The sequence below is a fragment of the Porphyromonas uenonis 60-3 genome (assembly GCF_000174775.1).
Lineage (GTDB): Bacteria > Bacteroidota > Bacteroidia > Bacteroidales > Porphyromonadaceae > Porphyromonas > Porphyromonas uenonis_A.
The window spans coordinates 76,660-99,736 of the sequence record NZ_ACLR01000118.1 but is presented as its reverse complement, the minus strand read 5'-3'; the positions used below and the strand labels follow the sequence as shown (position 1 = coordinate 99,736).

Sequence of the window (23,077 nt, the reverse complement as noted above, 5' to 3'; positions counted from 1 at the left end):
TGTGACAAGGGTCCTACACCTTAGCACTTATGGGGCTAACAGCGGTGCTGGCGTCGCAGCGCTGCGACTGCTAGAGGCGGAGCGGAGCTACGGCTTAGACGCTGAACTACTACTGATGGCTCCTAGCTCGGAGCCCCTAACTGGTGTACACGCCCTTGGCAATGATCGGAGGCTTTACCGAGCTTGGCAATGTAAGCTCTGGAGCGAGCGTGCCCTTGTTGCTCTGCTCAATGGCTTCAACCGTGAGCAAGTTTTCAAAACCTCTCTAGGCCGACTCGGCATCTCCATGAGCGCCCTGCGTCCTTACCTCGCAAAGGTGGATCTCATCCATCTGCACTGGACGCAGCACGCCTTCCTCTCGCTCCGCACCCTCGAGGAGCTCTGCAAACTCGGGTTACCCGTCGTCATCACGCTCCATGACTACTGGTGGGCGCAGGGTATCGAGCAGATGGCAACTAAACCTGGCGAACTGTCACCCCCCCTGCGCCTACTAGACCGACAAGTTCGGCAGCGCAAAGCGGAGCTCATGGCGCACTACCCTATTCACTGGGTCACCGTCTCCAGTAGCCTTACCAATGAGGTGTCACGCTCCCCCATCGTGCCTCGCCTAGGAATCAGCACCATCGGCAATGTTCTCTCCGCTCAGTACTATCAGCAGGCACAGATGCAGGAGACAAAAGCCTCCAACGAGCAAGCACCTTATCAAATTCTCTTCGTAGCGACACGTGTGGATGATCCGATCAAAGGGTGGAGCTACCTCACCGCAGCCATGCAACAACTAGCCGAGCTAGCGGGCGAGCTGAGAGCACAAATGCAGCTCACACTCGTCGGTGCCCTATCCGACCGCACACTCCTCAAGCAGATCCCCATTCCCGTACAGCATCTGGGCAGTATCTCCGATGCAGAGCGACTGCGCTCCCTTTACACTGAGAGCTCCGTCCTCATATCAACCAGCGAGCGCGAGAGCTTTGGGCAGACACTCCTAGAGGCTCTTGCCTGCGGCACGCCTGTCATCGCCAGAGACTCAGGAGGTCCCGCTGATATACTCATCAATGGGGTAAATGGAGCTCTCGTGGCGCACGACAAACCGCAAGAGATGGCGACCGCTCTCTGGCAGCACTTCACCGAAGCCACAGCTTATCAGTCCGAAGCGTGCCGGGCTTCCGCCTTGCGTTTTACACCGACAGCCATTGCCCAGCAGTATGCCCAGCTTTACGCACAGTTAATAGATGACACCCAGCGAGCAAACCGATGACCACCACGCCACTACTAACCATCATCACCATCTGCTACAATGCGGAGGCAACCATTGCGCCCACGCTGCATAGCCTTGCCGAGCAGAGAGACCAAAGCTTCGAGTACCTCGTCATAGACGGAGCTTCCCAAGACAAAACGCTCTCGCTCGTCCAGACGCTTTACCCTCGTGCTATCGTCCACTCCGAGCCCGATCATGGGCTCTACGATGCAATGAATAAAGGGTTGCGCCAAGCCCATGGCACCTACATCTGGTATCTCAACGCAGGCGATACGCTCCGCACGTCTGACACGGTCCGCACCGTCTGTGCTGCTCTTGAGACGCACCAGCCTGACCTTCTCTATGGCGATACGATGATTGTAGACGGTGCTTACCAAGACCTTCATCCTCGTCGGTTGCGCCCGCCACATCAACTGACGCAGCGCTCCTTTGCCAATGGCATGCTCATCTGCCACCAAGCCTTTATACCACGACGCTCGCTAGCTCCGCTCTATGATCTGCGCTACCGCTACTCGGCAGACTACGACTGGTGCATCAAGATCATCAACGCTATCCATAGCCAGTACCGCATCGACGACTATCTCGTCAACTACCTTAACGAAGGGGTCACCACACGCAACCATCGAGCCTCGCTCCTCGAGCGGCTCCGTATTATGGCTCGGAGGTACGGCTGGTTCACCGCCCTAACACGACACGTCAGCTTCCTCTTCTGCCGTCAGCGCTAACTAGCGACGTTGCTTCTGTTGCTCTTTCTGCTGTGCCTCTCGCTCTTTGAGCTTGCGACGGCGCTCCTCTTCGAGTGCCTTGAGACGCTTCTGACGCTCTTGCTCCTGCTGGCGTAGTTGCTCCTTGCGGGCTTTCTCCTGAGCACGGCGCTCAGCCTCCACACGCTTGATCTGTTCCTGACGCAGTTGCTCCTGGCGACGCTGCTCTTCACGACGAGCCTTAAGCTCCGCATCACGCTGGCGCTGACGCTCCTTGAGTTGCTCCTCACGCTCACGCTTCGCCTGACGCTCTTGCGCTTTGCGCTCGCGCTCCATCTGCTTCAGATCCTCGGGAGTCACTTGTCGAGCCTTTTGAATCGTGGTGCGTTGATTCTCTACGGGCTTCGTCTCCTCAGGCTTTTGCAACAAGCTGTCCAGCTGCAGCTCCACAGCCGGCAGAGCAATCTGCGAACGATCTATCTCAAAGGTGATCGGCTTGTTAACGGCGGGCAGTGCGGGCGAAGGAACCGTATCGGTCTTCACAGGCTTCTCTGCTTGTGAACCTGTGAGGAGGAGCCAGCGGTCAAGGAGATAGTGCGCTGCGGGGTAAAGCTCGACCAAGCTATCAGCCACGAAGGTCATATAGTCGCCAATGCTCTTGGCGCCCGTGGCGACCTGACGGTAATTATCCTCCGTCATGACGAGGAGCAGCGCCGAACTGTCCAAAGCGGAGAGGTAGCCCTCAGGACTATAAGTCCGAGTTACGTACTGCCATGCGACAGTGGCCGTGGGGAGGTCGCTGATGGTCATGAGGGTCTCATGCTCCGATGGGGCAAAGGCTACGGGGAGGATGTAGTCGGTGAACTGAGCGTAGTTGAAGCTCTCGACGGCAAAGCGCAGAGAGCGCTCCAGAGCGTCACCTTTTCGAGGTAAGATGAGCAGAGCTTGATACTTATCACTACGCTTTCCGATGGTAAAAGGTTGCTCCGCCAATGTTCCTGCTATACTATCCTGCGAAGCAATGCGCAGATCCCAAGCCATGCCTTGGTAGCCGCCCTGAGCGATGTGCACTCCACGCAAGAGACGCTGGAGCATCTCCTGAGCGAGCACGGAAACTTCCTCTTTAGGATAAGAAGCGGTGAGCGACTCGAGTCCCTTTCTGAAGGACGCTTCGTCACCTTGCAAAACATAGCTGAGCGCATTGACGAAGGCAAACTGTGGCAAGGTCTCTGAAAGCGGATAAGACTCAGCCGTCTCACGGTACAGTTGCTGCACCTCTCGTGATCGGCCCGCTAAGTAGGCGTTGAAAGCTTGGTCGTAGAGTCGCTCGTCAGCCCCAATGTTGGCCCGTAGCTTGGCTATGTAGTTGGGATCTTGTAGCGTGACGGCAAGTGGGTCTTCGGGCAGTTCAGCCAGCAACTTACGTCTCCACGGCTCAGCGAGGTCTGCCCGCTCTAGTCGCTGATAGAGCATGTAGAGCGTGTAGTATATGGAGGCTCTGTCGGCGTACTCAGGATAGCGTCTGAGGAGGTCTTCGTAGCTCTTGACCGACTCCTCAAAGCGTTCCATCTGTTCGTTGAAAGCTTTGCCCATACCGACCAGCGCCGTCTGGATAATCTCATCCGAAGCAGCGATCTGCTCGGGCGTTGTGGGGAGCTTGGAGAGGTAATACGCCCGCTGGAGCGGATCTTGATCTGCGGGCAAACTATCGGTAGACGAGGTGAGGCTATCCGTAGGCGATGCCACCGAAGACAACGAGTCAGCGGGCTGTTCGCCACGCTCCCCCATCTGAGCCGCGGGGTCGCCCGCATCAATGGCGATCTGCTTATTACGTCTCCGCCAGTCGTCCGCCAGTGGACGCTTGCCCCACTTGCGCTCGAAGAGGTCCTTACCCTGAGCCACTAGCGTAGGATTGTAGAAGTAGCTCTTGCCATTGCCACCACCCGCCATCGGGGGAGGCGTACCAACACCTCCAGGGCGACCTCTGCTAGGCATATTAATGTCGGCCTGCTGGTTGAGCGCTTCGTTTTGTCCCTGTTGCTGAGCGAGCAGCTCCTGCTTGCGAGTCTCCTCCTGAGCCTTCTTGTAAGCGGTGATGAGGCTGTCCGCATAGGCCAATTGCTCCGCCTCTGGGAGCGCAGCGATGCGTCTCAAGCTGTCCTGCTCGTAGACTTGTTGCGCAAAGGAAACCAGCTGGTCTAGGTCGGCCGAGAGCTTGGTCACAGCCTCGTAGCGCGGGTGGCTTTTCTCGATCACTCCCGCTGCGCCAGCATACGCCTCCTGAGCCTTGAGGTAGTTGTTTTGCGCTAAGTAAATGTCGCCTAAGTGAAGCTGACAGAGCATATAGTCAAAGCTACGCTGCGTGCTCTGCGCCACGCCATGCGTGAAGGCGGTGACGGCATGTGTCGTGTCGGGCATAGCCAAGTAAAGGCGTCCCTGCGTAAGGTATATCTGATCAACGAGCTCTTTGTTCTTATCTCTATGCGCCAAGCGCTCCAGACGCTGTATGACTCGCTGCGGATTACCCTGAGCCTCGATCTCTAGGCGACGCATCGTGGCGGCAAACTCCAATGGATAAGGTGGCGCCAGACGTATCACACGTCCGAAAGCTCGAGAGGCTTCGCCCCACCGTCCTTCATTGCTGTAAAGCTGCCCTAGGAGATAGTACAGCCTAGCTCGCTGAGCCTTGATCGGCTTGCGATCGATCGTCTGCTGCAGGTAAGAGATGGCTGAGAGCGTGTCGCCCTGCTTGAGAGCCAGCTCCGTCTCCGCTAGCGGATAGGCCTTGCTACGACTTTTGTAGATGCCATCTTCGGGTAGGTTGCTCAGTATCTCGTTCGCCTCGTCTACCCAGCCCAGAGCGAGGTAGCAGCGAGCCTGCCAAATGCGCGCTTCGTCCCGCACCTTATCCTCCGTACTGTAGAGCCGCGTCATATAGGAGAAGGTCGCCAGCGCCTCCATGAAGTGCCCGCCATAAAACTGCGACTCCCCCACCATCATCCAGGCATTGTGCAGGAAGGGGTTGTACTCCATCTTGTTGTAGAAAGCCTTCTTCTTCGGATTGCGCAGCAGATCCTCTCGCGACACCTTTGGCTTCGTACGGATTGAGTGCTCACGGATCGCCTTTTGTCCCTTTTCGATCGCTTTGCCTAGCGAACCGCCCACAGCTGTCTCTTCCGACGACTCCTGTCCCGCTGTACGTGTGATAGGATCGGGTACTAGCAGTTCGGTGTAGCTCTCCGAAAGGTCGTGGTAGAGTGCTTTGTAGCCCTCGTTGAAAGCAAGCTGACCGTTGTGATAGACGTTATAGCGTGTGGTCAGATTGTGGTAAAAGCGCGAAGCACTATCGTTGCGCTTGGTACTACAGCCCACGGCGCTACCCAAGACGCACAGCAAAGCTACCACTACGCCTAGACAATGCTTAGTGCGCAGTGGTAGCTTACCACGATAAGATGTATCTCTGTCTGCCACGCTTACTATTAAGTTCTAATCCTCAGGGAGAGCCTCTATGCTCCTATCCCCTACTCTCACAAACGTACCAGACCTTATATATATTGTACTGAGCGTCCTACGGTGTGACCAGCTGCAAGATCTCAGGCGGGAGCAGGATACCACGCATCGAGAGGCTCTTGAGCCACCCCTCATAGTCAGTCTCTAGGAGTGTCTCAGCCACCTCACGGAGCATCGCCAGCTCCGCATCCGTGTAGCTCTCTACAGGACGATGCGCCAGCACATCCAGCTCCTCGTCATCGTAGTAGACGATTTGCGGGGCACGTCTCACCGCTCTCTCAGCTTCGGAGCAAGAGTCTGTACAGCTGGCACAAGCGGTCGCATCATCAGCACAGCGACTCGTGTCCGACTCGCCAGAGAGAGACTCTCTCAGTTCGCGCTCCACCTCGCCAAGGGCAGAGCCTAGAGCAGTCTCTCCAGTCGTCTGCGAGCCTTGCTGTGTAGTGGTGCCGTCCTTCTTACGAGCCTTCTGTCGCTCCGACCAGCGAACGAGCAGATGCACGATCAGTCCTATCGCTATGGATAGAAAAAAGATCTCTAGAGCCTCCATAGCTCAGCTTCAAAAGGCACTAGCAGGTGGGTAGCACCATCTTGTCAATCCGCTCCTTGTGACGACCGCCCTCAAAGGGAGTATCAAGGAACGCATGCAGACAGCGCTCAGCCTCCGCCGTCTCTATGAAGCGTGCTGGCATGACCAGCACATTAGCGTCATTGTGCGCACGGATGAGCTTAGCAATATCCTCGTTCCAAGCGAGACCAGCACGGATGACGTTGTACTTATTGAGCGTCATAGCCATACCATTGCCCGTACCGCAGATAGCGATACCACGATCTACCGTACCCATCTGTATGGCAAAAGCAAGCTGATGCGCATAGTCTGGATAGTCACAGCGCTCCTCCGAATGAGTACCGTAGTCGACACACTCGATCTGCATGGCTGCAAGCCACTCCTTGACCTGTTCTTTGAGCTGATAGCCAGCGTGGTCTGAGCAAACACCTAGTTTCATAAGACTATTTCTCTATATTGTTTTTGATCAATCCTCATCCTTCATAGGAGACTCAGGAAGCACGAAGTCCACGAAGCAAAGGCCAGCCAGTGCCGTACCGTAGCGCTTGGTCACCGTGATACCCTCCGTGATGAAGTTGAGCTCACCAAGGTAGTACTGGCTGTAAGTGTTCTGGTGCAGATCATTGATGACACGTATCAGACGAGACTCCAGCTCCTCGATACGGTAGCGACCGCTCACCTCGCAGACGAGGCCTCCAGCCTTCTCGTCGAAGTTCTCATCCTTGTACATCCAGGCATAGACGACACCAGCACTGACGAACTCATCTTGGATACCGTGCGAGACAGACATGATCGTCTTGAGCTCTGAGCCAAAGGGAGGCATATCCACCTCATCAGGCGAAACGAGCCGAGCCGTAGCTGGTAGGACGGAGGAGTAGACCATTATATTATAGTCGGCGATACCCGCATCGTAGAGTGCCATGTGGTAGGAGCCAGCATGCTTCTCGAGGTCAGACTCACCGCTTCCTTTGGTCGTGAAGAATGTATTGGGGATCAAGTTCCCGTAGTACTTGTTGCTCATCGTGATAGTTATTTATGAGTTAGGGAATATCTAATTTGCGTGGGCAAATATACGAAAGTAAGGGGACATAGGCCGAGCTGGCGCATTACGCGTAGATTCAACTAAGGATGCATCTGTTCTGCCAACCATTCTTTCAAAACAACAGCATGGTTATATTTCTCGTTTTTTGCGCCATACAGCAGGGTCACGTTATGATCGTGCAACTTCTGAACACACAAATCTTTAAACTCCTGTGACGCTGAGTTCTCGGACAATTCCTGTCTGTATCTCTGTTTAAACTCATCATATCTTTCAGGAGTATGGGAAAACCATCTTCGAAGTTCATCTGATGGAGCGATCTCCTTAGCCCATAGATCAATTTTAGCATTTTCCTTTTTCATCCCTCGTGGCCATAGTTTGTCCACAAGAACACGAAAACCATCTGCTTCAACTGGAGTTTCATAGATTCGCTTGTATCTCAATTCATTCATCATGTCTTGTCTCCTTTAAGGTGAATTCATGCGTGGTTAGAGACAAATGTACGAATAAGTCATCATAATACGGCGCTATAACCGAACTCCGTAGCGACTCTTACATCTCCGCTAATTCCAATTCCTCCCGAGGAAATCGGAAAGCTCCACGGAGCAAATGAAAATTCTCCACGGAGGGCCGAAATAAAAGTTCGGAAGAATGAAATGAAACTTCGGAAGAAAGATTTCGAAGTTCCGAAGAATTTGTTCGTTCCTCACTGAATAATCTCCAATCTACACCGAGGAATTGGCCGATTTCCTTGATAGTAGCATCAACGAACTCATTCTAGATCGTGCACCACCCCGCATTTGATGATTGAATCTACGGGGGATATACGTCTTATATTCTGACCAAAATATGTACATTTGCTGACGACTGGTTAACCCTAAGGGGGTGGCCAGCCAGTCTTGATTAGACTAATATAAATTCACTTTAAACAATCAGTGAAATATGAGCGAATTCTTACATAACACACCAGATGAGCGCAAGGCGATGCTCAAGGAGATACTCCTGCGCTTACATCAAGGAGAGCAACCCGAAGCTCTCAAGCGACAGCTCTCTACACTCCTCCACGCTATCCCCTACCAAGAGGTCGTCGCCGTCGAGGAGGAGCTGATAGCTCAGGGACTACTATCGACAGATGAGATCCAGCTCTTTTGCGACCACCACTCAGAGATCCTAGAGGGAGCTATAGATGTGAGTGGAGCTAAAGAGGTGCCAGCGGGGCATCCCATAGACACCTTTAGAGCTGAGAATGTAGCCCTAGGAGAAGTAGTCTCCGAGTACTATGCTTTGGCAAAGGAGGTCAAAGAAGAGCACTGCGAGCGTCCTCTCTCGGAGCTCTTGCTAAGTCTGAGATCTATCTTCAACCGACTGATGGATGTAGACAAGCACTATCTGCGCAAGGAGTACCTCCTCTTCCCATACTTAGAGCAGCATGGAGTGACTGGACCTCCTGTAGTCATGTGGGGCAAGCACGATGAGATTAGGAAGCTACTCAAGAGTGCCATAGCAGTACTCTCTGGGGAGACTTCAGATATGGCATCTCTGAAAGCTCACATCGTGGAGACTTTTGACCCCGCAGTGGAGATGCTGGACAGTATGATCACCAAAGAGGAGATGATCCTCTTCCCCATGACACTGGACCTACTGTCGGAGGCTGAGTGGTATCACATTTATCAGGAGACCCCTGAGTTTGGATACTGCCTATATGACCCACAGACTGTATGGAAACCAGACGTGGAGGCGGACAACCTGCACTTTCAGTACGAGAGCCATGATGCTATACGGCTGTCCACTGGGGCCTTTAGCGTAGCGGAGCTAGAGGCTCTACTTATCCACCTCCCGATAGACATCACCTTTGTGGACAAAGACGATAAGGTGCGCTTCTACTCTCACAGCCCCAAGCGAGTCTTCGCTCGCAATAGATCCATCATCGGTAGAGATGTGCGTATGTGTCATCCGCCCGAAAGTGTCCATGTCGTAGAGACTATCCTTGCGGACTTCAAGAGTGGTCGCCAGAGCTGTGCTAAGTTTTGGATTGGCAACTTCCGTGGGCGATTTATCTATATAGAGTACACGGCTGTGCGTGACCCCGAGGGTAACTATCTAGGGGTCGTCGAGTGTTCTCAAGATATTACTGAGCTACGGCAACTGGAAGGCTCTAGGACTCTTCTGAATTATGACTGATACGACACCTCTACTCATCACCCCTGAGACCAAAGTAGGGGCGATGCTGGACCGCTACCCAGAGCTCATCGATACGCTTGTATCGCTCTCGGATCGATATAGGAATCTGACTAATCCGATACTGCGCAAGACTGTAGCACCTCGTACTCCGCTCAAGCTCGCAGCTCAGATGGGCGGTGTGGACTTAGCACTACTGGTTAACACGCTACGCCAAGCCGTCGGACAGCCACCGCTTGACCTGCCAAAGTAGAGCTTATATGCGTTCGTCTACTTGGGACGAAATCTAGAAAAAGGAGACTCAATCGCAACTCGAAGCGGTTGAGTCTCCTCATGTTTTGCCAGTAAAGGCATGGGGGCTGATGAGTATTCCTTTAGCGGGTCACACGGATGTTGTAGCGACTCTTGTAGTCCACCTGGGGCATCTCGGGAAGTGACTTAAGGTACTGGACAATCACCTCGGCAGTCGTGATGCCTTGGTTCTTGTCAGGAGCCGAAGTATGGTAGGTGTAGGCCGCCTGCACGTAAGAGCTCGTAGCTAGCGTGTAGAGTTTGTCTGGATCGATCGGTGTGTCGCTACCAGCGGGATAGACGGTGCAGTCGAGCAGCACACCCGTGTCGTCAAGCTGGTAGTCCACCCGTAGCCCCGACGTATGAGCTGGCGTATTGCTGTCGGTCGTCCAGGCGCGGAGGAAGAACTCCTTGAGCTGTCGTCCCGTCATCGTGAGCACGGTCAGTTCATTGCCAAAGGGATCTAGACGAAGGATGTCTTTGAGCGTAATATTGCCCTGTGGCAATTCACCGATGCGTACGCCGCCTGGGTTTTGCATCGCAAAGTCCGCATGGCTATACCAGCGCTGTGCATCAGCAAAGATAGCGCCCAGCGTGTATTTGTCTTGGATCGGGTGCGGATTGGTCGTCACCACTTCGGCAAAGAGCGGATTAGCATTGTAGCCCTCCACCATGCGTTGCATCTTCTCATTGACCCCACCAGCGTGAGGGTCGGCTGGGAGGAGCATCTCTTGGTGCGAGAGCACCTGCCCACCTCTATGTCGTATCAATGCGAGGGAGATGTAGTGCGCCTTGTAGCCAGACTGCACGATGGGAACGGACGAGTGCAGATTGTTCGGGTGATCAATGAGCGTGTGCGAGTGTCCGCCCACGATGAGATCTAGGTAAGGAGCCACCCGCGCCAGTATCGTATCCTCCTGCACGCCAATATGCGTCACAGCTATCTGCAGATCTGAGCAACCCGCCAAGTAGCGGTAGTTCTTAATCTCCTCGAGTGGCTGGGTGAAAGCTACACCCCGTACATTCTTCGGGTGCGAATCGGGAATGCCCAACTCGCCCAGCTGAAGTAGCCCCACGACAGAGACCCGCGTACCGTCAGGCATCGTGAAGATCTTGTAGGGCTTCAGGGCAATGCCATAGGAGGGCGAGGGAAAGACATTAGCCGAGAGGAAGGGGAACTTCGCACGATGCGAAATGTCGCCCAGCCCGTGCTGCCCCAGGTCAAACTCATGATTTCCCAAAGCCGAAGCGTCAAAGTGCATCTCATTCATCAGCTCAATGATCGGTAGCCCCTTCGGCTGGAAGTTGTCATTGATCGGGTTGCCCGTCTGTAGGTCTCCCGCTGCTAACAGGAGCAGGTTGGGATAGATCGCCCGCATACTATCGACCATAAAGGCGATGCGGGGCAACTGATCAATGTTGGCATGGATATCATTGAGTCCTACGACAGCAAGCGTCGACACACCACTCGGCTGTGCCTGCTGCTTGACACGGCAAGCCGACAGGCTCCCCACGAGGAGCAGAAGTAGCGCACCGTAAAGTGTATAGTTAAAGGTCTTTCTCATAATCTAGGAATGCTTTGTTATGGTTCTTTCAATTGGCTTAGCGTAGCCGAGAGCGTACCCTCAGCTAGGCGAAGCTCTATGTCGTCGCCCTCACGGAGCTGCGAGGGGCTTTTAACCAGGTCGCCCTTGTGGTGCACGATAGCGTAGCCTCGCTGCAGAACCGTCTGCGGGTCCATTGCTCGGATGATCTGCGCCAGATGCTCTATCTGCGTGCGCTGTGTGGTCGTAATCTTGCGCTTCTCCTGCAGGCTCTGCTGTCTAGCTTGCCACTCGTTGAGCTGAGCCGTGAGGTAACTCGCATAGCGATGCCTAAAGAGACTCAAGAGCGTATCCCACTCGTGCCGATAGCTCTTCGGCAGATAACGCGCAGCGCCTGCCAAGCGCTCTCGTTGTGACTCCAGTAGCGTGTGCTGATTGTGCAGTAGTGTACGAGGAGAGACGGAGAGCTGCTCGCGTAGCAATAGCATCTGGCGCTCCTCACGGTGTAGCTGCTCTAGCGTCGTCTGGCGGAGCAGCTGAGCCAAGCGCTCCAGCCCTGTCTGCGCCGTCTGTCTCGCCTCCAGCCAAGATCGCTCCAGTCGCTGATGCGCCTCCTCGAGGAGCGTGTACTCTGCGCACCAAGCATCAATCACAGCGGTAGCCACTGCCGTAGGGGTTTTGAAGGCTCTGTGCGAAACTAAGTCCACGACGCTCTCGTCCCGATCGTGCCCAATGCCGCTCCACACAGGGAGCGAAAACTCCGCCACTGCACGAGCTACTCCGAAGTCGTCGAAGGTACCCAAATCAGCCGTAGCTCCCCCGCCTCGTATGATGACCACAAGGTCAAAGAGCGTCTCGTGCTGGCGCACCCTTTCGAGTGCTGCGACGATAGACTGCGGCGCACTCTTGCCCTGCATCGTAGCTCGAAAGAGCGCTTTCTCTATAAAAGGAGCCACCGCACTCTCCTCCAGATGTCTCGTGAAGTCTTGGTAACCAGCAGCCGTCGGCGAGGAGATGATGGCGATGCGTCGCAAAGGTCTCGGCATCGGGTGCTGCTTGTTGCGCTCCATCAGCCCCATACGCTCTAGGAGCTGGAGCGTCTCACGTCGCTGTCGTGCCACCTCGCCCAGTGTGTAGCTCGGATCGATGTCCTGTATGTCTAGTTGTAGCCCGTAGCGTGGATCGTACTTGAGCTCCACGAGCGCCAATATCTTGATTCCGTCCGTGAGTGGCTGCCCCGTCACCTGCTGGAAGTGCTGCGCGATCTGATTGTAGCGACTAGCCCATATCACGGCCGAGATCTGCGCCGATAGCTCTCCTCCACCCGCCTCTGGGTGTAGCGGGTCCGACACCTTGTCTATTAGGTTAAAGTAGCAATGCCCCCGCTGACTGCGTCCTCGGTAGCCACTCACCTCGCCCGTCACGTAGTAGAGCCGATTGTAATAGTGGTCAATGCAGCGCTGCAACGAGCCTAGTAGCTCCGTCAGCGTGTACCGCTTGGCTACTAACTCTGAGGCTTGCATCTCTAGTGAAGACATGGCGCAGGGAGAAAAGGCTTTTAGTTAGTCAAAGAGTGACACCTCTGGAGGCAAATCCTGCCGATAGGTACGCCCCAAGTGAGCATACGCCAAGCGTGTCGCTTGTCGTCCCGTACGAGTACGCTGTATGAAGCCCTCCTGAATGAGAAATGGCTCATACACCTCCTCGATCGTGCCAGGGTCCTCGCCCATGGCTGTAGCTATGGTGCTCAGTCCGACGGGACCTCCGTCAAACTTGTCGATGATGGTCTTCAGCAACTTGTGATCCGTATGATCCAGTCCATGCTTATCTATGTGTAGCGCTTCGAGCGCCACCGTCGTAATATTGCTATCAATCACCCCGTTACCCTTGACCTGCGCAAAGTCTCGCACACGCTTTAGGAGCGCATTGGCGATACGAGGCGTGCCTCGACTACGCAGAGCGATACCCCGAGCGGCCTCCTCCTCGCACGGCACCTCTAGGATGCGAGCCGAGCGCAGCACGATGTCCGTGAGCGTATCCACGTCGTAGTACTCTAGATGTAGGTTGATGCCAAAGCGGTCCCGCAGTGGAGCCGTCAGCAGACCGCTGCGAGTGGTTGCCCCCACTAGTGTAAAGGGGTTGAGGTCTATCTGTATGGAGCGCGCTCCTGGCCCTTTGTCAATCATCAGATCGATCCGAAAGTCCTCCATAGCCGAGTAGAGATACTCCTCCACGGTGTGGCTCAGGCGATGGATCTCATCGATAAAAAGCACGTCACGAGGCTCTAGCGAAGTGAGCAGTCCCGCTAAGTCTCCCGCCTTCTCCAAGACAGGCCCCGAAGTAATCTTCATGCCGACTCCTAGCTCGTGCGAGATAATGTGCGAGAGAGTTGTCTTGCCCAGTCCAGGAGGACCGTAGAGGAGGACGTGGTCAAGCGCTTCGTCACGGCGACGAGCCGCCTCGACGAAGACCTTCAGATTGTCCACTACATGTCCCTGACCTCGGAAACTATCAAAGTAGGAGGGGCGCAACTGCTCCTCCTGCTGTAGATCAGACAAGCTCTGCGGGGGCGTACGCTCCTCGCGAATATCAAATGGATCACCCTTCATACGTCAGCAAAGTTAGCGAAAAAGGGCATAGCCCCATACTCCTCTTCTTAGTTTCATGTGGAAGAAACTTTCGTTTCATCAATATGGCGGAGAAGTTGTACCATTTGGGCAAGCTTACCTTCGACAGCTACGAGCAGCGCTTCACCTGGTACTAACCTCTCCATCAGTCCAACAACAGTTAGCCCCCACACGACTCTACGATGAGAGCGTGTGGGGGCTAACGTTATATTTAGGAGCTATTAAATCCCTATTTAGAGACTGTTGACTGTTGCAACAGTCTCATTTAATGTCCGCTAAGCGGTCAGGCTTAGTACTGGATGGAGAGACCCATCAGAGGCGCATGTTGCTGCGCACCATAGACGTCACGCTCACCGAGATTGCCCGAAGGGATGGGGCGGACGATGGTACACTTGATCGCCTTGGCTGGATCGAAGTAGACAATCTTGACGATGTGGTCAGGCTTGATGTGATAGAGGTCACAGAAAGTCTGCTCAGTAATCGCCTTCGCTGCCTTCACCTGATTGTATATGTCGAAGTCCTTGAAGATGATATCAAAGGTGATCTCATAGGGACCCGAGTTCTTGCTCCGGATGACGGAGGCTATATCCATTAACTTGTGCTGTGTCATTGCTTGATACGATCTAAAGGTTCACTATTTACGCTGACCATCAGCATACTCTACATACTCGACAGGGAAGTACTGCTTGGGGTCCTTCACCTGGAGCAGATGATAGAGGCTAAACTCGTAGACCTCACCCATGTGACAGTCAGAGGGCGAGAAGGGGAAGGCGAGGTTGCCCGCCGTAGCGATACGTCCCTCGTAGCCGAAGTGTAGCATCGTACTACGTGCGAAGCTACAGATCGTGTCGGCCTCCTTCTGTGTCTTAGCCACTGCCTCGATGACGACCATAAGCTCTGAGCCTATATGTCCATCGATACCCTCGAACATGCTCATGACACCGTTCTTGCCGTAGATCTTGAAGTCAAGGTAGTAATCCTTGATACCGTAGTTGTCGAAGTTGTCCTTGACACGCGCCTTGACACTCTCGATGATGGAGTCGATCTTGCTAATCATGATCGGGTCTGTCGTAGCCGCAACAGAGATAGTGCGGTAGCCTACGAGACGGGTACCCTCGAGCTTGAGGAAGTAGCCATCGGTGGGCTCGAAGACGGTACCGGAGATCTTGACCTTGTTGTCGTCAATCTGCTCGAAGTGACATCCGTGCAGATTGAGCGCACCACCAGGACCAGGGAGATGGTAAGGATCAGTCTTCTCGTAGAGCGTGTGACCAGCTACGGAGAGGGTCGTACACTTACGATCCTTGGAAAGTGGCTCAAGGACGAAGTGATCCTTGCGCAGATAGCCAAACATACAGTCACTACCGCTACCAGGCAATGCGCAGATAGCAGCGCACTCGAGGATCTTACCCATGTGCAGTGCGAGCGCACGGTCGAAGCCCTCCTTGATCGGTAGACAAGCGAAGACGCTAGGATCGTACGAACGGCCTGCGATGATGACATCAGCGCCACCCTTGAGAGCCTCTACAAAAGGCTCCTCGCCCATCTGAGCGACGATGCGGACGGACTCTTCGATGTCCTTCTTTGTAGCCTCGGGAGCTGGTGCTAGAGGCGTGATGTGTCCCTCGTCAAACTCGCGGAGGATGGTCTCTTTGTCAAACTCAGAGCGGATGACGGCCAGGCGTAGCGAGAGCTTCTTGTCAGCAATGATCTCTCGTACGATCTCTAGCACCCAGTCCACATGAGCATTGGCACCAGAGCCACCAGCAGAGCCGACGACTACGGGGACTTTGTTCTCAACACCGGCCTGGATCATGATCTCTAGGTCACGCTTCACGGAGTTGCGATCAGTAAAGCTAACGCCAGCCCCTAGATAGTAAGGACCTGGATCTGTCGAACCAGCATCTGCTGCGATGACGTGGGGCTTGCGCTTCATTCCCTCACGAAAGGATGCCTCGGGAAATCCATATCCGAGGATCGCTGTCGTGGAGAGTACTCTTATTTCGTCTGTTATTGGAGTCATATCTCGATATTCTTTTTACTGTTAGCTAGGGACACTAGTGGCTCTAGTGATTCTAGTGGCACTAGTGACCCTAGGTAGAGGCTCTAACTTCTAAAGTCTAAAAGCTAACCTCTAACTTCTAATCTCTAAAATCTACTTCAGCACATCCTTGAGAGCGAGTACACGGCTCATCTCGTTGAAGATGATCATGTATCCCTCATCGACACCCATACCAGGCTTTGCGAGGCACTGGCAGGGAGAGGTAGCCATAGCGATATTGGCGCAAACCTCTGCTGAGCGGTTGGTCTCATTGCAAGTACCACCCAAATAAGCGCGCATGTTGTGCTGCTTGCAGTAGAGGACAGCCTCGATAGCATTGTTGACACCACCGAGGTCAGGCGTCTTGATCTGAACCATGTGTCCAGCCTTGCGCTCAGAGAAAGCGATGATATCCTCGAGCGTGTTGCACCACTCGTCAGCGACGATCTGGCACTTAGAGCCCTTGGCATCTAGTAGCTCACGGATCTTAGCCAAAGCCTCGATCTGTGGCTCACGAGCGTCCATATCTACGGGTCCCTCGACACGAAGCTCGAAAGGAGCAACGATCTCAGAGAGCTCATGCAGATAGTCAGCGATGCGCTGGAAGTCGTTGTTGAAGACGATGCTCAGCGTACCATACACGTCGATATGGATAGCGGGCTGGTAGTTGGGGTTCTGACGCTTTGTGACGATACGGTCACGGAGCCACTGAAGGTACTCCTTAATCTTCTCACCCTTGAGACCTACCTTCGTTTCTACATTATTAAAGAGAGCGTGTGGCAGTACTCCCACCTCCTTCATGATCATCTTATCGACGTTGAGATAGCGGTCATCGCCACTCTGCGAGAAGATGGGGACCATCGTGTCTGATATCTTCGTACCATACTCGTCAGCAACGACCTGAGCCATCAGCTTGTGCTGGCTCTTAGCGACAGCGTCTAGACAAGCCTGTGTGACACCGTAGCGGATTGCCGTGTGGTACTTCTTACCGTCTGCATTGACGTGCTTGTCAACGAGGTCGGCCATCTGGCGGAACGTGGTTATCTCCTTGCCCTCATAGAGCGGAGCAATCTCCTTCATGATGACGGGGATAAAGTTCTCAGCGAGGAACAGTGGATCACGACCTCCGGCCCCTGAGTACTGTACAGCTGCACAGTCACCATGAGCTATAGAGCCATCCTCTAGGATAAAGAGGACAGAGATGGACTCACCTGCCTGACGCACAGACGTAAAGCCTGGAGTCACGGGATCGCCAGAGTAAAAGGCTCCATCGTTTTTAGCGCCCTTCTTGATGGCCTTCTGGTCGTCAAAGAAGAATCCTGTCTTGCCTGGGGCACAGACTACCTTCTTGATCTTCATATTACTTGGATTTATTGGTTTATTGGAATTGTTTGCTAGAAAGAGTGCTACCCCCACAGGGATAGCACTATTATAGATTAAGGCTTACGGTCTGCCGACGAGGAAGCCCTTGCCAATGGCGTAGACATCGTCGATAACCATCTGGAAGCTCACGGGACGATGCTCGAAGCGTGAACGCTCCTCGAGCTTCTCACGGTGGAACGCCTTGAGATCCTCCGTAAAGGGCAGATGACCCGTGTCGAGGATACGTACCGCACCATTGTCATCACGAGCAGGTAGTACCTTGCCCGCATTGTAGCGACTAGGCGCAAAGGGGATGTCCAGCACGCCTGCCTCAAAGGCAGCAACCGTACCGACAGCTAGATCGCCCTTGCCCAGCTCGAAGACCTTGTCAAGGATGCACTTCGTCTCTCGAACGATGATGTCAGACTCCTGCTCTACCACAGGGATGTCTACGAGTGACTGGTCACGAAGCATCGATATAACCTGCTTGGTAGCACGTAGTCCAGCAGCGTTTGCCTCCTTGGTGGGGACGCCCATCGCCTCGTGTGGAGTCTTGACAATAACCTTGGTAGCCTTCGCCAGAGCAGCCGTAGCTGAGCCCCACGAGATGACGCCAAAAGCCTTTGCCTCGTCCTGTGGGAAGCCGCCCATCCACTGGTGGAAGACGGTCGTGACACGTACATCGTCGTAGCCGTACTCCTTGAGATAGCTATTGGTCAACTCACGGAGCGAGCGAATAGCTGCGACATCCTGGATGACATTACCGCACTGACCATAGCCCACGGTTATATCCTTGACACCCTGCTCAGCGGCGAGGAGTGTCTCGATGACAGCCACAGCACTGGATATACAGGGAGGAATGAGCGTACCAGTCAGAGGGCCAAAGGGCTCGCGGTTGATACTTACGCCAGCCTCCTCGTACATGCCGACGAGGCGGTCCGTGTACTGCCAGTACATGATAGTCTTCTCGAGGGAGAAGTTCTTAGAGTAAGGGATATTGTACGAGATACCGCCACCCTCATAAGAGGTAAAGCCACCAGCGATAGAGATCTCCGTCAAGAGACGCGCGTCAGGCGTACCGTGGCGCACCTGCACCGGGTTTTTGAGTGCAGAGGTGACCGTACGGCAGATCTTCGTACCGTAGTTGACGATTGGGAAGCCGTTGAGCATCGATCGTCCCGACTCCTTACTCTTGATGATACCGTTCTCAGCTTCGTGGTAGCGGTTGAGACGCGTGTAGCTATCGACCGTCGAGGGGAGCAGGTCTGCCCCACCCTCCTCTTCTAGAAACTGCAAGAGCCGTATGTGCTCCGTGTATAGAGCCACACCAGCACGAGGCTGTATGAGCGTACGCCCCTCAGCATCTGCCTGAGCAAGCTTGCGTCCGAAGATCTTCTCCTCGGGGATTGACTTTTGAAATTCGACAGCCTCTTCAAAGTTGACATCTTTGCCCGTAGGCCATGAGGCGAGAACCTCCTTGCGCTCCTTGTAGAAGGTATCGTTGTCTATGCGCTTATTCCTAAGTTCCATGTGATAGGGGAATCTGTATGAGTGATTGAGTCTTTGAGTGTGTGTGTGTCTATATTATATAGGTAGTACCTCTCGCTGGAGAATCGTGAGAGCCACCTCGGGAGCTACCTGACTGAGTAGTCCCATGCTCGCTATGATGTAGCGCTTGTCTAGGTAAAAATGCGGATCCTGGGGCTTCGCATACTCGTATCTCTGAGGGTTAAAGCGGCTTCCCGAGAGGATACGAGCCGGGTCAGAGCTGTTGATCAATGCGCCACCGATGCCAATGAGTCGTGGCACTTGCGTCAAGTCCTTGCCAACGAGGGTAAACATCTCGCCTATCGGCGTGTAGACCTTGCTAATGATTCCAGCGTGGCGCTCCACCGCTATGTCTACGGCACTGTAAGCTAGAGCCTCCTCGATCACCTGCTCCTGTGAACCAGGCTCAGCAACCGTGTCAGGACTAGCCGCACAGCGCTCGACCCAGTCGACGATCGCCTCAGGCGTGACCCCGTAAGCTCGTGCTAGAGCCTTGACATCGGTCTCGTCCTCCAGCGCCTTCAAGCTGTAGCGCATACCGAGGTCACCCTCTACGGTACGCTTGCTGTAAGGCTCGGGGATGCCTTTGATCAGGACATTGTCCATCGACGGAGCTCCGTCAGTCATCGAGTAAATATCGGTCGTCGCGCCACCTAGATCCACCGCCATCAGGTCACCCCAGCCAAGGTGTTCCTCGTCAATGCCCTTGCTCAGTAGCTCGCACGCCTTGAGGACCGCAAAGGGAGTCGGGATAATCTCCAGCTCGGCACGCTTCTGCACCTCGCCCAGTCCCTTGGCATCGATGATGCGACTGATGAAGAGATCCATGATACACTGACGAGCGGGCAAAATATTGATCTGACCAAACTCAGGCATCACATTCTCCGTGACGACGCACTTCTTGTCGCACTGAGCGAAGATCTCCTCTAGATCATAAGAAGCCGACTTATTGCCCGCAGCGATAATCGCAAAGGGCCTATCGATCTCTGCCAGACGACGTGCATTAGCGAGGATCACCTCCTTGTTGCCCCCGTCGGTACCACCGCATAGGAGTACCAGATCCGGATTGATCTCATAGATCTCCTCCTGCTCCGCATGAGAGATCTCATAGGCGTAGGTCTTGACCACTTTAGCGCCCGCCGAGGAGGCAGCCATCTTGGCCGCCTTAGAGGTGAGCGAGGGCACTAGCCCCAGAGCCACCATCTTGAGTCCACCAGCCGCACTACTGCAGGAGAGCAGGCGGTCGTAGTGAGCATCGGGGTGCTGTGCTAAGATTTTCTGCCAGGCATTGTTAAAGCCCTCCAGCACATCCGTCGTGATGGTGGTAAAGGCAGAGGCTGTCGCTACTATCTCAGCATTGGCTACATCTATCAGAGTCAACTTCGTGTAGGTACTACCGAAGTCTACCGTAAGATAGTGCATACTACTTGTCTGCGAGGATTGAGTCTAGATAAGCGATGGTAGTCTCGATCGGTGTGCCAGGAGGATAAACCTTGGTAAAGCCCATCGCCATAAAGCGAGACTCCACATCGGCAAAGTCCTGCTTACCAACGACTAGGTTGCCTCCAGCAAGTAGTGGGATGCCCTTGAGACCAGCCTCGTCGCACTTCTCGCGCAGACCCTGACAGTCTATCTCACCGTGTCCATAGAGCGAGGAGACGAGGATAGCATCAGCTTTGGTCTCGAGAGCGGCCTCTATGTACTCTTCCTGAGAGACCATGACACCGAGGTTAACCACTTTGTACCCTGCATTGTTGAGGGCATAGGCGATGATCTTGTTGCCGACAGCATGCGCATCAGCACCAATCACACCCGTGACTATAGTTTTTTGATTCATAATAGGGGATGTACGTGTTACCACGTTTTTTGTTGGTGATTGAGCTATAGTATGAGACATAGGAGCCATGGAAATCCCTTTTTGGGGGATGAGCCACCACGCCACCTACACCTCTTTACATGGCCTCACTGTTTTGGGGGTGCAGTAAAGTCATGTAAGACGATCCTTTCGGAAGAGATAAAGAGAGTCAATCTTCACCCTTCCTCAAAATCGCTCCACAAAGGTACTTAATAATTCTGTAATAGCTAGAATTAGCCATTCAAAAAGAAATACACTACCTTTGCCAGCACTATCTCAATGGATTAAATGAGTAATCGCAATCAATCTCTCTGCACAGACAGACAGGTAGCGTGGACACTCCTCGCCCTCCTCATCGGGTTTGTGACCATCGGACTTGTGGCATCATCCTGTGCAACAAGAACAAAGTCAACACTTCCAACCTATAATTTGATAGCTAGTCCAGTAGGACAACGATGTCTTACGAGACCATCACAAGCAGAGGTCGATAGCTTAGTCGCTATTTATGGTCGCAACAAGGACTTACTCCCAGAGTACTCAGATGTCTTAATCGTAGCTCTATCCTACTACCCTGAGCTACAGTCTACGCATATCAAATTTGAATATTCAAGCGAGCAAACGACTATGGCTTCCCGACCAGCGTCCGTTTTCTCTCCTAGGCGATATAAGATAGTTATCAACAACGACCCACAGTTCAAGGGGATACCTTTTGACTCTATTCCCTACAACGCAGCTGTTGGCATCGTCGGGCATGAGCTAGCACACATCGTGGAGTACGAGACCAAGACCCTCTTAGGTCTTCTAGACTGCTTGTTACTATACTCTGACAAGTCTCACGGGAAGGCATACTTCGAGAAGACAACAGATCTCACGACCATCCAGCATGGTTTAGGCTGGCAGCTCTATGACTGGGCTAAGTACGCTATGTATGATAACCAGATAGCTAGTGAAGAGTACAAAGCGTTCAAGCAACGCACATACTTATCCCCCGATGAGATCGAGCAGTACATACGCCACTACGCCAAGTACGCCACACCTTGTCTCAAGACTCTCCAAGCTGAGTAGGACACCTCGCCGACTATGAGTAAACAAGGGACACACTGGTGGGGATCGCCCTATACCTTTAGTGAGAAAATGGACTTCCTTAAATATAGGATCCTCTCACCCAAGGAACCTTCCGAGGTCAAAGCTCCTGAAGGTATGCAGCCCCTCGTCTCTGATTACACCTTTAGACCCGAAGCTTCTGAAAAGGGGAAGGAAATCTCAATGATCTTCACTGGAGATCTAATGCCCTTTGGCGATACTAAGCCAAGCCACACGATAGCACTGGAGCAGTTCCTAGCATCGGCGGACTATATTGTTTTTAATCTCGAGGGCGTTGTCACAGATAGACGACGCTTCCTCGCTCTATCCCATAGCCACACCCCACTCTACGACTATCTGCACACTTCGTTCGGACGAGGAGTAATCCTAAACGTAGCCAACAACCACGCCTCGGACTTCGGGCGCAAAGCGTTCAGTCTGCAAAACCAACGGCTTAGAGATCAAGGCTTCTTAGTCATCGGAGATACCCCTACACCACTTACGATTGAAGACCAAATCACACTCTCTGCTAGAACATTCCTAAGCAATCAGCCACCTATTATCGAGACGCTTAGCCTCACTCATCCATCAATTTCACACGAATGGAGACTGTTGCAACACACCTACAATATCTTTATGCCACACTGGGGCTATGAGATGCACCTCTCCCCCACGCAAGAGCAGATAGCGCTGTACCATAGCATCGTCCCAGCAATCTATGATAGTGTCATTGGCAATCACGCCCACACGCCCCAGCCAGTATATCTGTCTGAGAGCTCTGTCTTGGCAACATCTCTCGGTAACTATTGCTACCTCAATCACAACCCCAACCACTGGATGGGAAGCTTGTTGAAGTGTACTTTCGCCATTCAGGAGAGCCCTAATACAAAGCCTGTCCTCTCCCGTGTAGAGCTACGTCATACGATACAGCATATCACTAGGAGCAGGCTCCTACTAGACCTTGTGGACGCTATAGACTATCGCTCACTCCGCAAAGCGACCAACTTTTACCGCTGGAACTATCTCAAAGACCTCCTCAAGTAGCCCGTGTAAGGACGCACGACTAGTGTCTAGCAAGAGGACAGCCGTTACTCGTCTCGCTCTAACTTCTAACCTCTAATCTCTCATTTCTAACCTCTAATTCCCTCGATGCACTACGAGACCCTTCGATGACCCCGACAGCACACCTCCGAGGAAATCGCAAATGCCTCGGTAGAAAATAGGAATCCCCCACCGAGCAATCAAAAAATTCATCGGAACTTCGAAATCTTTCTTCCGAAGTTTCATTTCATTCTTCCGAACTTTTATTTCGCCCCTCCGTGAAGAAAGTTCATTCTCCACCGAGCTATTCGCAAATTTCTCCGTAGAAACCCAAAACCCTCAGACATGTCGGAGAGATTAGAGTGGATCTCTAGCGCTGTGTAGCCAATCATGAATCAGGTCTTTTTGCTTATCTGCTTTCTCTGTTTCTG

The 23,077-nt window shown here is 53.4% G+C and carries 20 protein-coding genes; 6 read left to right on the top strand and 14 right to left on the bottom strand.

Going from position 1 to position 23,077, the window contains the following annotated elements; genetic code table 11:
- The first annotated feature begins 1 nt into the window (after position 1).
- Positions 2 to 1,255 carry a glycosyltransferase gene (locus tag PORUE0001_RS03635; protein WP_007365054.1) on the top strand — a complete coding sequence of 418 codons (1,254 nt, stop codon included), beginning with the start codon at positions 2 to 4 and terminating at the stop codon, positions 1,253 to 1,255.
- Positions 1,252 to 1,980, top strand: a complete 729-nt coding sequence (locus tag PORUE0001_RS03630) for a glycosyltransferase family 2 protein (RefSeq protein ID WP_007365042.1) — start codon at positions 1,252 to 1,254, stop codon at positions 1,978 to 1,980. Before PORUE0001_RS03635 ends, PORUE0001_RS03630 begins: the two co-directional genes overlap by 4 nt.
- Here PORUE0001_RS03630 and PORUE0001_RS03625 read toward each other — a convergent pair whose 3' ends face one another.
- From PORUE0001_RS03625 to PORUE0001_RS03605, 5 genes are all read right to left on the bottom strand, one after another.
- The gene (locus PORUE0001_RS03625) at positions 1,981 to 5,430 is read right to left on the bottom strand and encodes a tetratricopeptide repeat protein (protein ID WP_007365072.1); all 3,450 of its coding nucleotides are present in this window, start codon (positions 5,428 to 5,430) and stop codon (positions 1,981 to 1,983) included.
- A gap of 97 nt (positions 5,431 to 5,527) precedes the next feature.
- Positions 5,528 to 6,019 carry a hypothetical protein gene (locus PORUE0001_RS03620; protein ID WP_007365086.1) on the bottom strand — a complete coding sequence of 164 codons (492 nt, stop codon included), beginning with the start codon at positions 6,017 to 6,019 and terminating at the stop codon, positions 5,528 to 5,530.
- A 19-nt stretch (positions 6,020 to 6,038) separates the two neighbouring features.
- Positions 6,039 to 6,476: a ribose 5-phosphate isomerase B gene (gene rpiB / locus PORUE0001_RS03615; RefSeq protein WP_007365111.1), complete on the bottom strand. Its 438-nt coding sequence runs from the start codon at positions 6,474 to 6,476 to the stop codon at positions 6,039 to 6,041.
- A gap of 27 nt (positions 6,477 to 6,503) precedes the next feature.
- Positions 6,504 to 7,058 (bottom strand): pyruvoyl-dependent arginine decarboxylase, encoded by a 555-nt coding sequence (locus tag PORUE0001_RS03610; RefSeq protein WP_004331580.1) that lies wholly within the window; start codon positions 7,056 to 7,058, stop codon positions 6,504 to 6,506.
- A gap of 101 nt (positions 7,059 to 7,159) precedes the next feature.
- Positions 7,160 to 7,528: a DUF488 domain-containing protein gene (locus PORUE0001_RS03605; protein WP_039865517.1), complete on the bottom strand. Its 369-nt coding sequence runs from the start codon at positions 7,526 to 7,528 to the stop codon at positions 7,160 to 7,162.
- Between the two features lie 490 nt (positions 7,529 to 8,018).
- Between PORUE0001_RS03605 and PORUE0001_RS03600 the strand changes: the two genes are divergently transcribed.
- Positions 8,019 to 9,257 (top strand): DUF438 domain-containing protein, encoded by a 1,239-nt coding sequence (locus PORUE0001_RS03600; RefSeq protein WP_007365089.1) that lies wholly within the window; start codon positions 8,019 to 8,021, stop codon positions 9,255 to 9,257.
- Positions 9,250 to 9,507 (top strand): DUF1858 domain-containing protein, encoded by a 258-nt coding sequence (locus tag PORUE0001_RS03595; RefSeq protein WP_007365125.1) that lies wholly within the window; start codon positions 9,250 to 9,252, stop codon positions 9,505 to 9,507. The genes PORUE0001_RS03600 and PORUE0001_RS03595 overlap by 8 nt, the downstream gene beginning before the upstream one ends.
- Positions 9,508 to 9,628: 121 nt before the next feature.
- Here PORUE0001_RS03595 and PORUE0001_RS03590 read toward each other — a convergent pair whose 3' ends face one another.
- From PORUE0001_RS03590 to glmS, 9 genes are all read right to left on the bottom strand, one after another.
- A complete protein-coding gene (locus PORUE0001_RS03590) occupies positions 9,629 to 11,110 on the bottom strand; it encodes a bifunctional metallophosphatase/5'-nucleotidase (protein ID WP_007365066.1) in 1,482 nt (493 codons plus the stop codon).
- A gap of 17 nt (positions 11,111 to 11,127) precedes the next feature.
- Positions 11,128 to 12,627, bottom strand: a complete 1,500-nt coding sequence (xseA, locus tag PORUE0001_RS03585) for an exodeoxyribonuclease VII large subunit (protein WP_039865501.1) — start codon at positions 12,625 to 12,627, stop codon at positions 11,128 to 11,130.
- 24 nt (positions 12,628 to 12,651) lie between these two features.
- Positions 12,652 to 13,698, bottom strand: a complete 1,047-nt coding sequence (gene ruvB / locus PORUE0001_RS03580) for a Holliday junction branch migration DNA helicase RuvB (RefSeq protein WP_007365117.1) — start codon at positions 13,696 to 13,698, stop codon at positions 12,652 to 12,654.
- 307 nt (positions 13,699 to 14,005) lie between these two features.
- A complete protein-coding gene (locus tag PORUE0001_RS03575; protein WP_007365112.1) occupies positions 14,006 to 14,326 on the bottom strand; it encodes a DUF4387 domain-containing protein in 321 nt (106 codons plus the stop codon).
- Between the two features lie 24 nt (positions 14,327 to 14,350).
- Positions 14,351 to 15,739 carry an acyclic terpene utilization AtuA family protein gene (locus PORUE0001_RS03570; RefSeq protein ID WP_007365073.1) on the bottom strand — a complete coding sequence of 463 codons (1,389 nt, stop codon included), beginning with the start codon at positions 15,737 to 15,739 and terminating at the stop codon, positions 14,351 to 14,353.
- A 132-nt stretch (positions 15,740 to 15,871) separates the two neighbouring features.
- Entirely contained in the window at positions 15,872 to 17,116 is a 1,245-nt protein-coding gene (locus tag PORUE0001_RS03565) for a methylaspartate ammonia-lyase (RefSeq protein WP_007365096.1), read from the bottom strand.
- A gap of 84 nt (positions 17,117 to 17,200) precedes the next feature.
- Positions 17,201 to 18,649 carry a methylaspartate mutase subunit E gene (locus tag PORUE0001_RS03560; RefSeq protein WP_007365027.1) on the bottom strand — a complete coding sequence of 483 codons (1,449 nt, stop codon included), beginning with the start codon at positions 18,647 to 18,649 and terminating at the stop codon, positions 17,201 to 17,203.
- Positions 18,650 to 18,703: 54 nt separating this feature from the next.
- Complete coding sequence (gene glmL / locus PORUE0001_RS03555) at positions 18,704 to 20,089, bottom strand: methylaspartate mutase accessory protein GlmL (protein ID WP_007365030.1); 1,386 nt, start codon at positions 20,087 to 20,089, stop codon at positions 18,704 to 18,706.
- Position 20,090: 1 nt separating this feature from the next.
- Positions 20,091 to 20,504 (bottom strand): methylaspartate mutase subunit S, encoded by a 414-nt coding sequence (gene glmS / locus PORUE0001_RS03550; RefSeq protein ID WP_007365098.1) that lies wholly within the window; start codon positions 20,502 to 20,504, stop codon positions 20,091 to 20,093.
- Between the two features lie 642 nt (positions 20,505 to 21,146).
- Between glmS and PORUE0001_RS03545 the strand changes: the two genes are divergently transcribed.
- Both PORUE0001_RS03545 and PORUE0001_RS03540 read left to right on the top strand, forming a co-directional pair.
- Positions 21,147 to 21,587, top strand: coding sequence for a hypothetical protein (locus PORUE0001_RS03545; protein ID WP_157750192.1), 441 nt, complete (start codon positions 21,147 to 21,149; stop codon positions 21,585 to 21,587).
- Positions 21,588 to 21,602: 15 nt separating this feature from the next.
- Entirely contained in the window at positions 21,603 to 22,649 is a 1,047-nt protein-coding gene (locus tag PORUE0001_RS03540) for a CapA family protein (RefSeq protein ID WP_081454299.1), read from the top strand.
- Positions 22,650 to 23,077 lie beyond the last annotated feature (428 nt).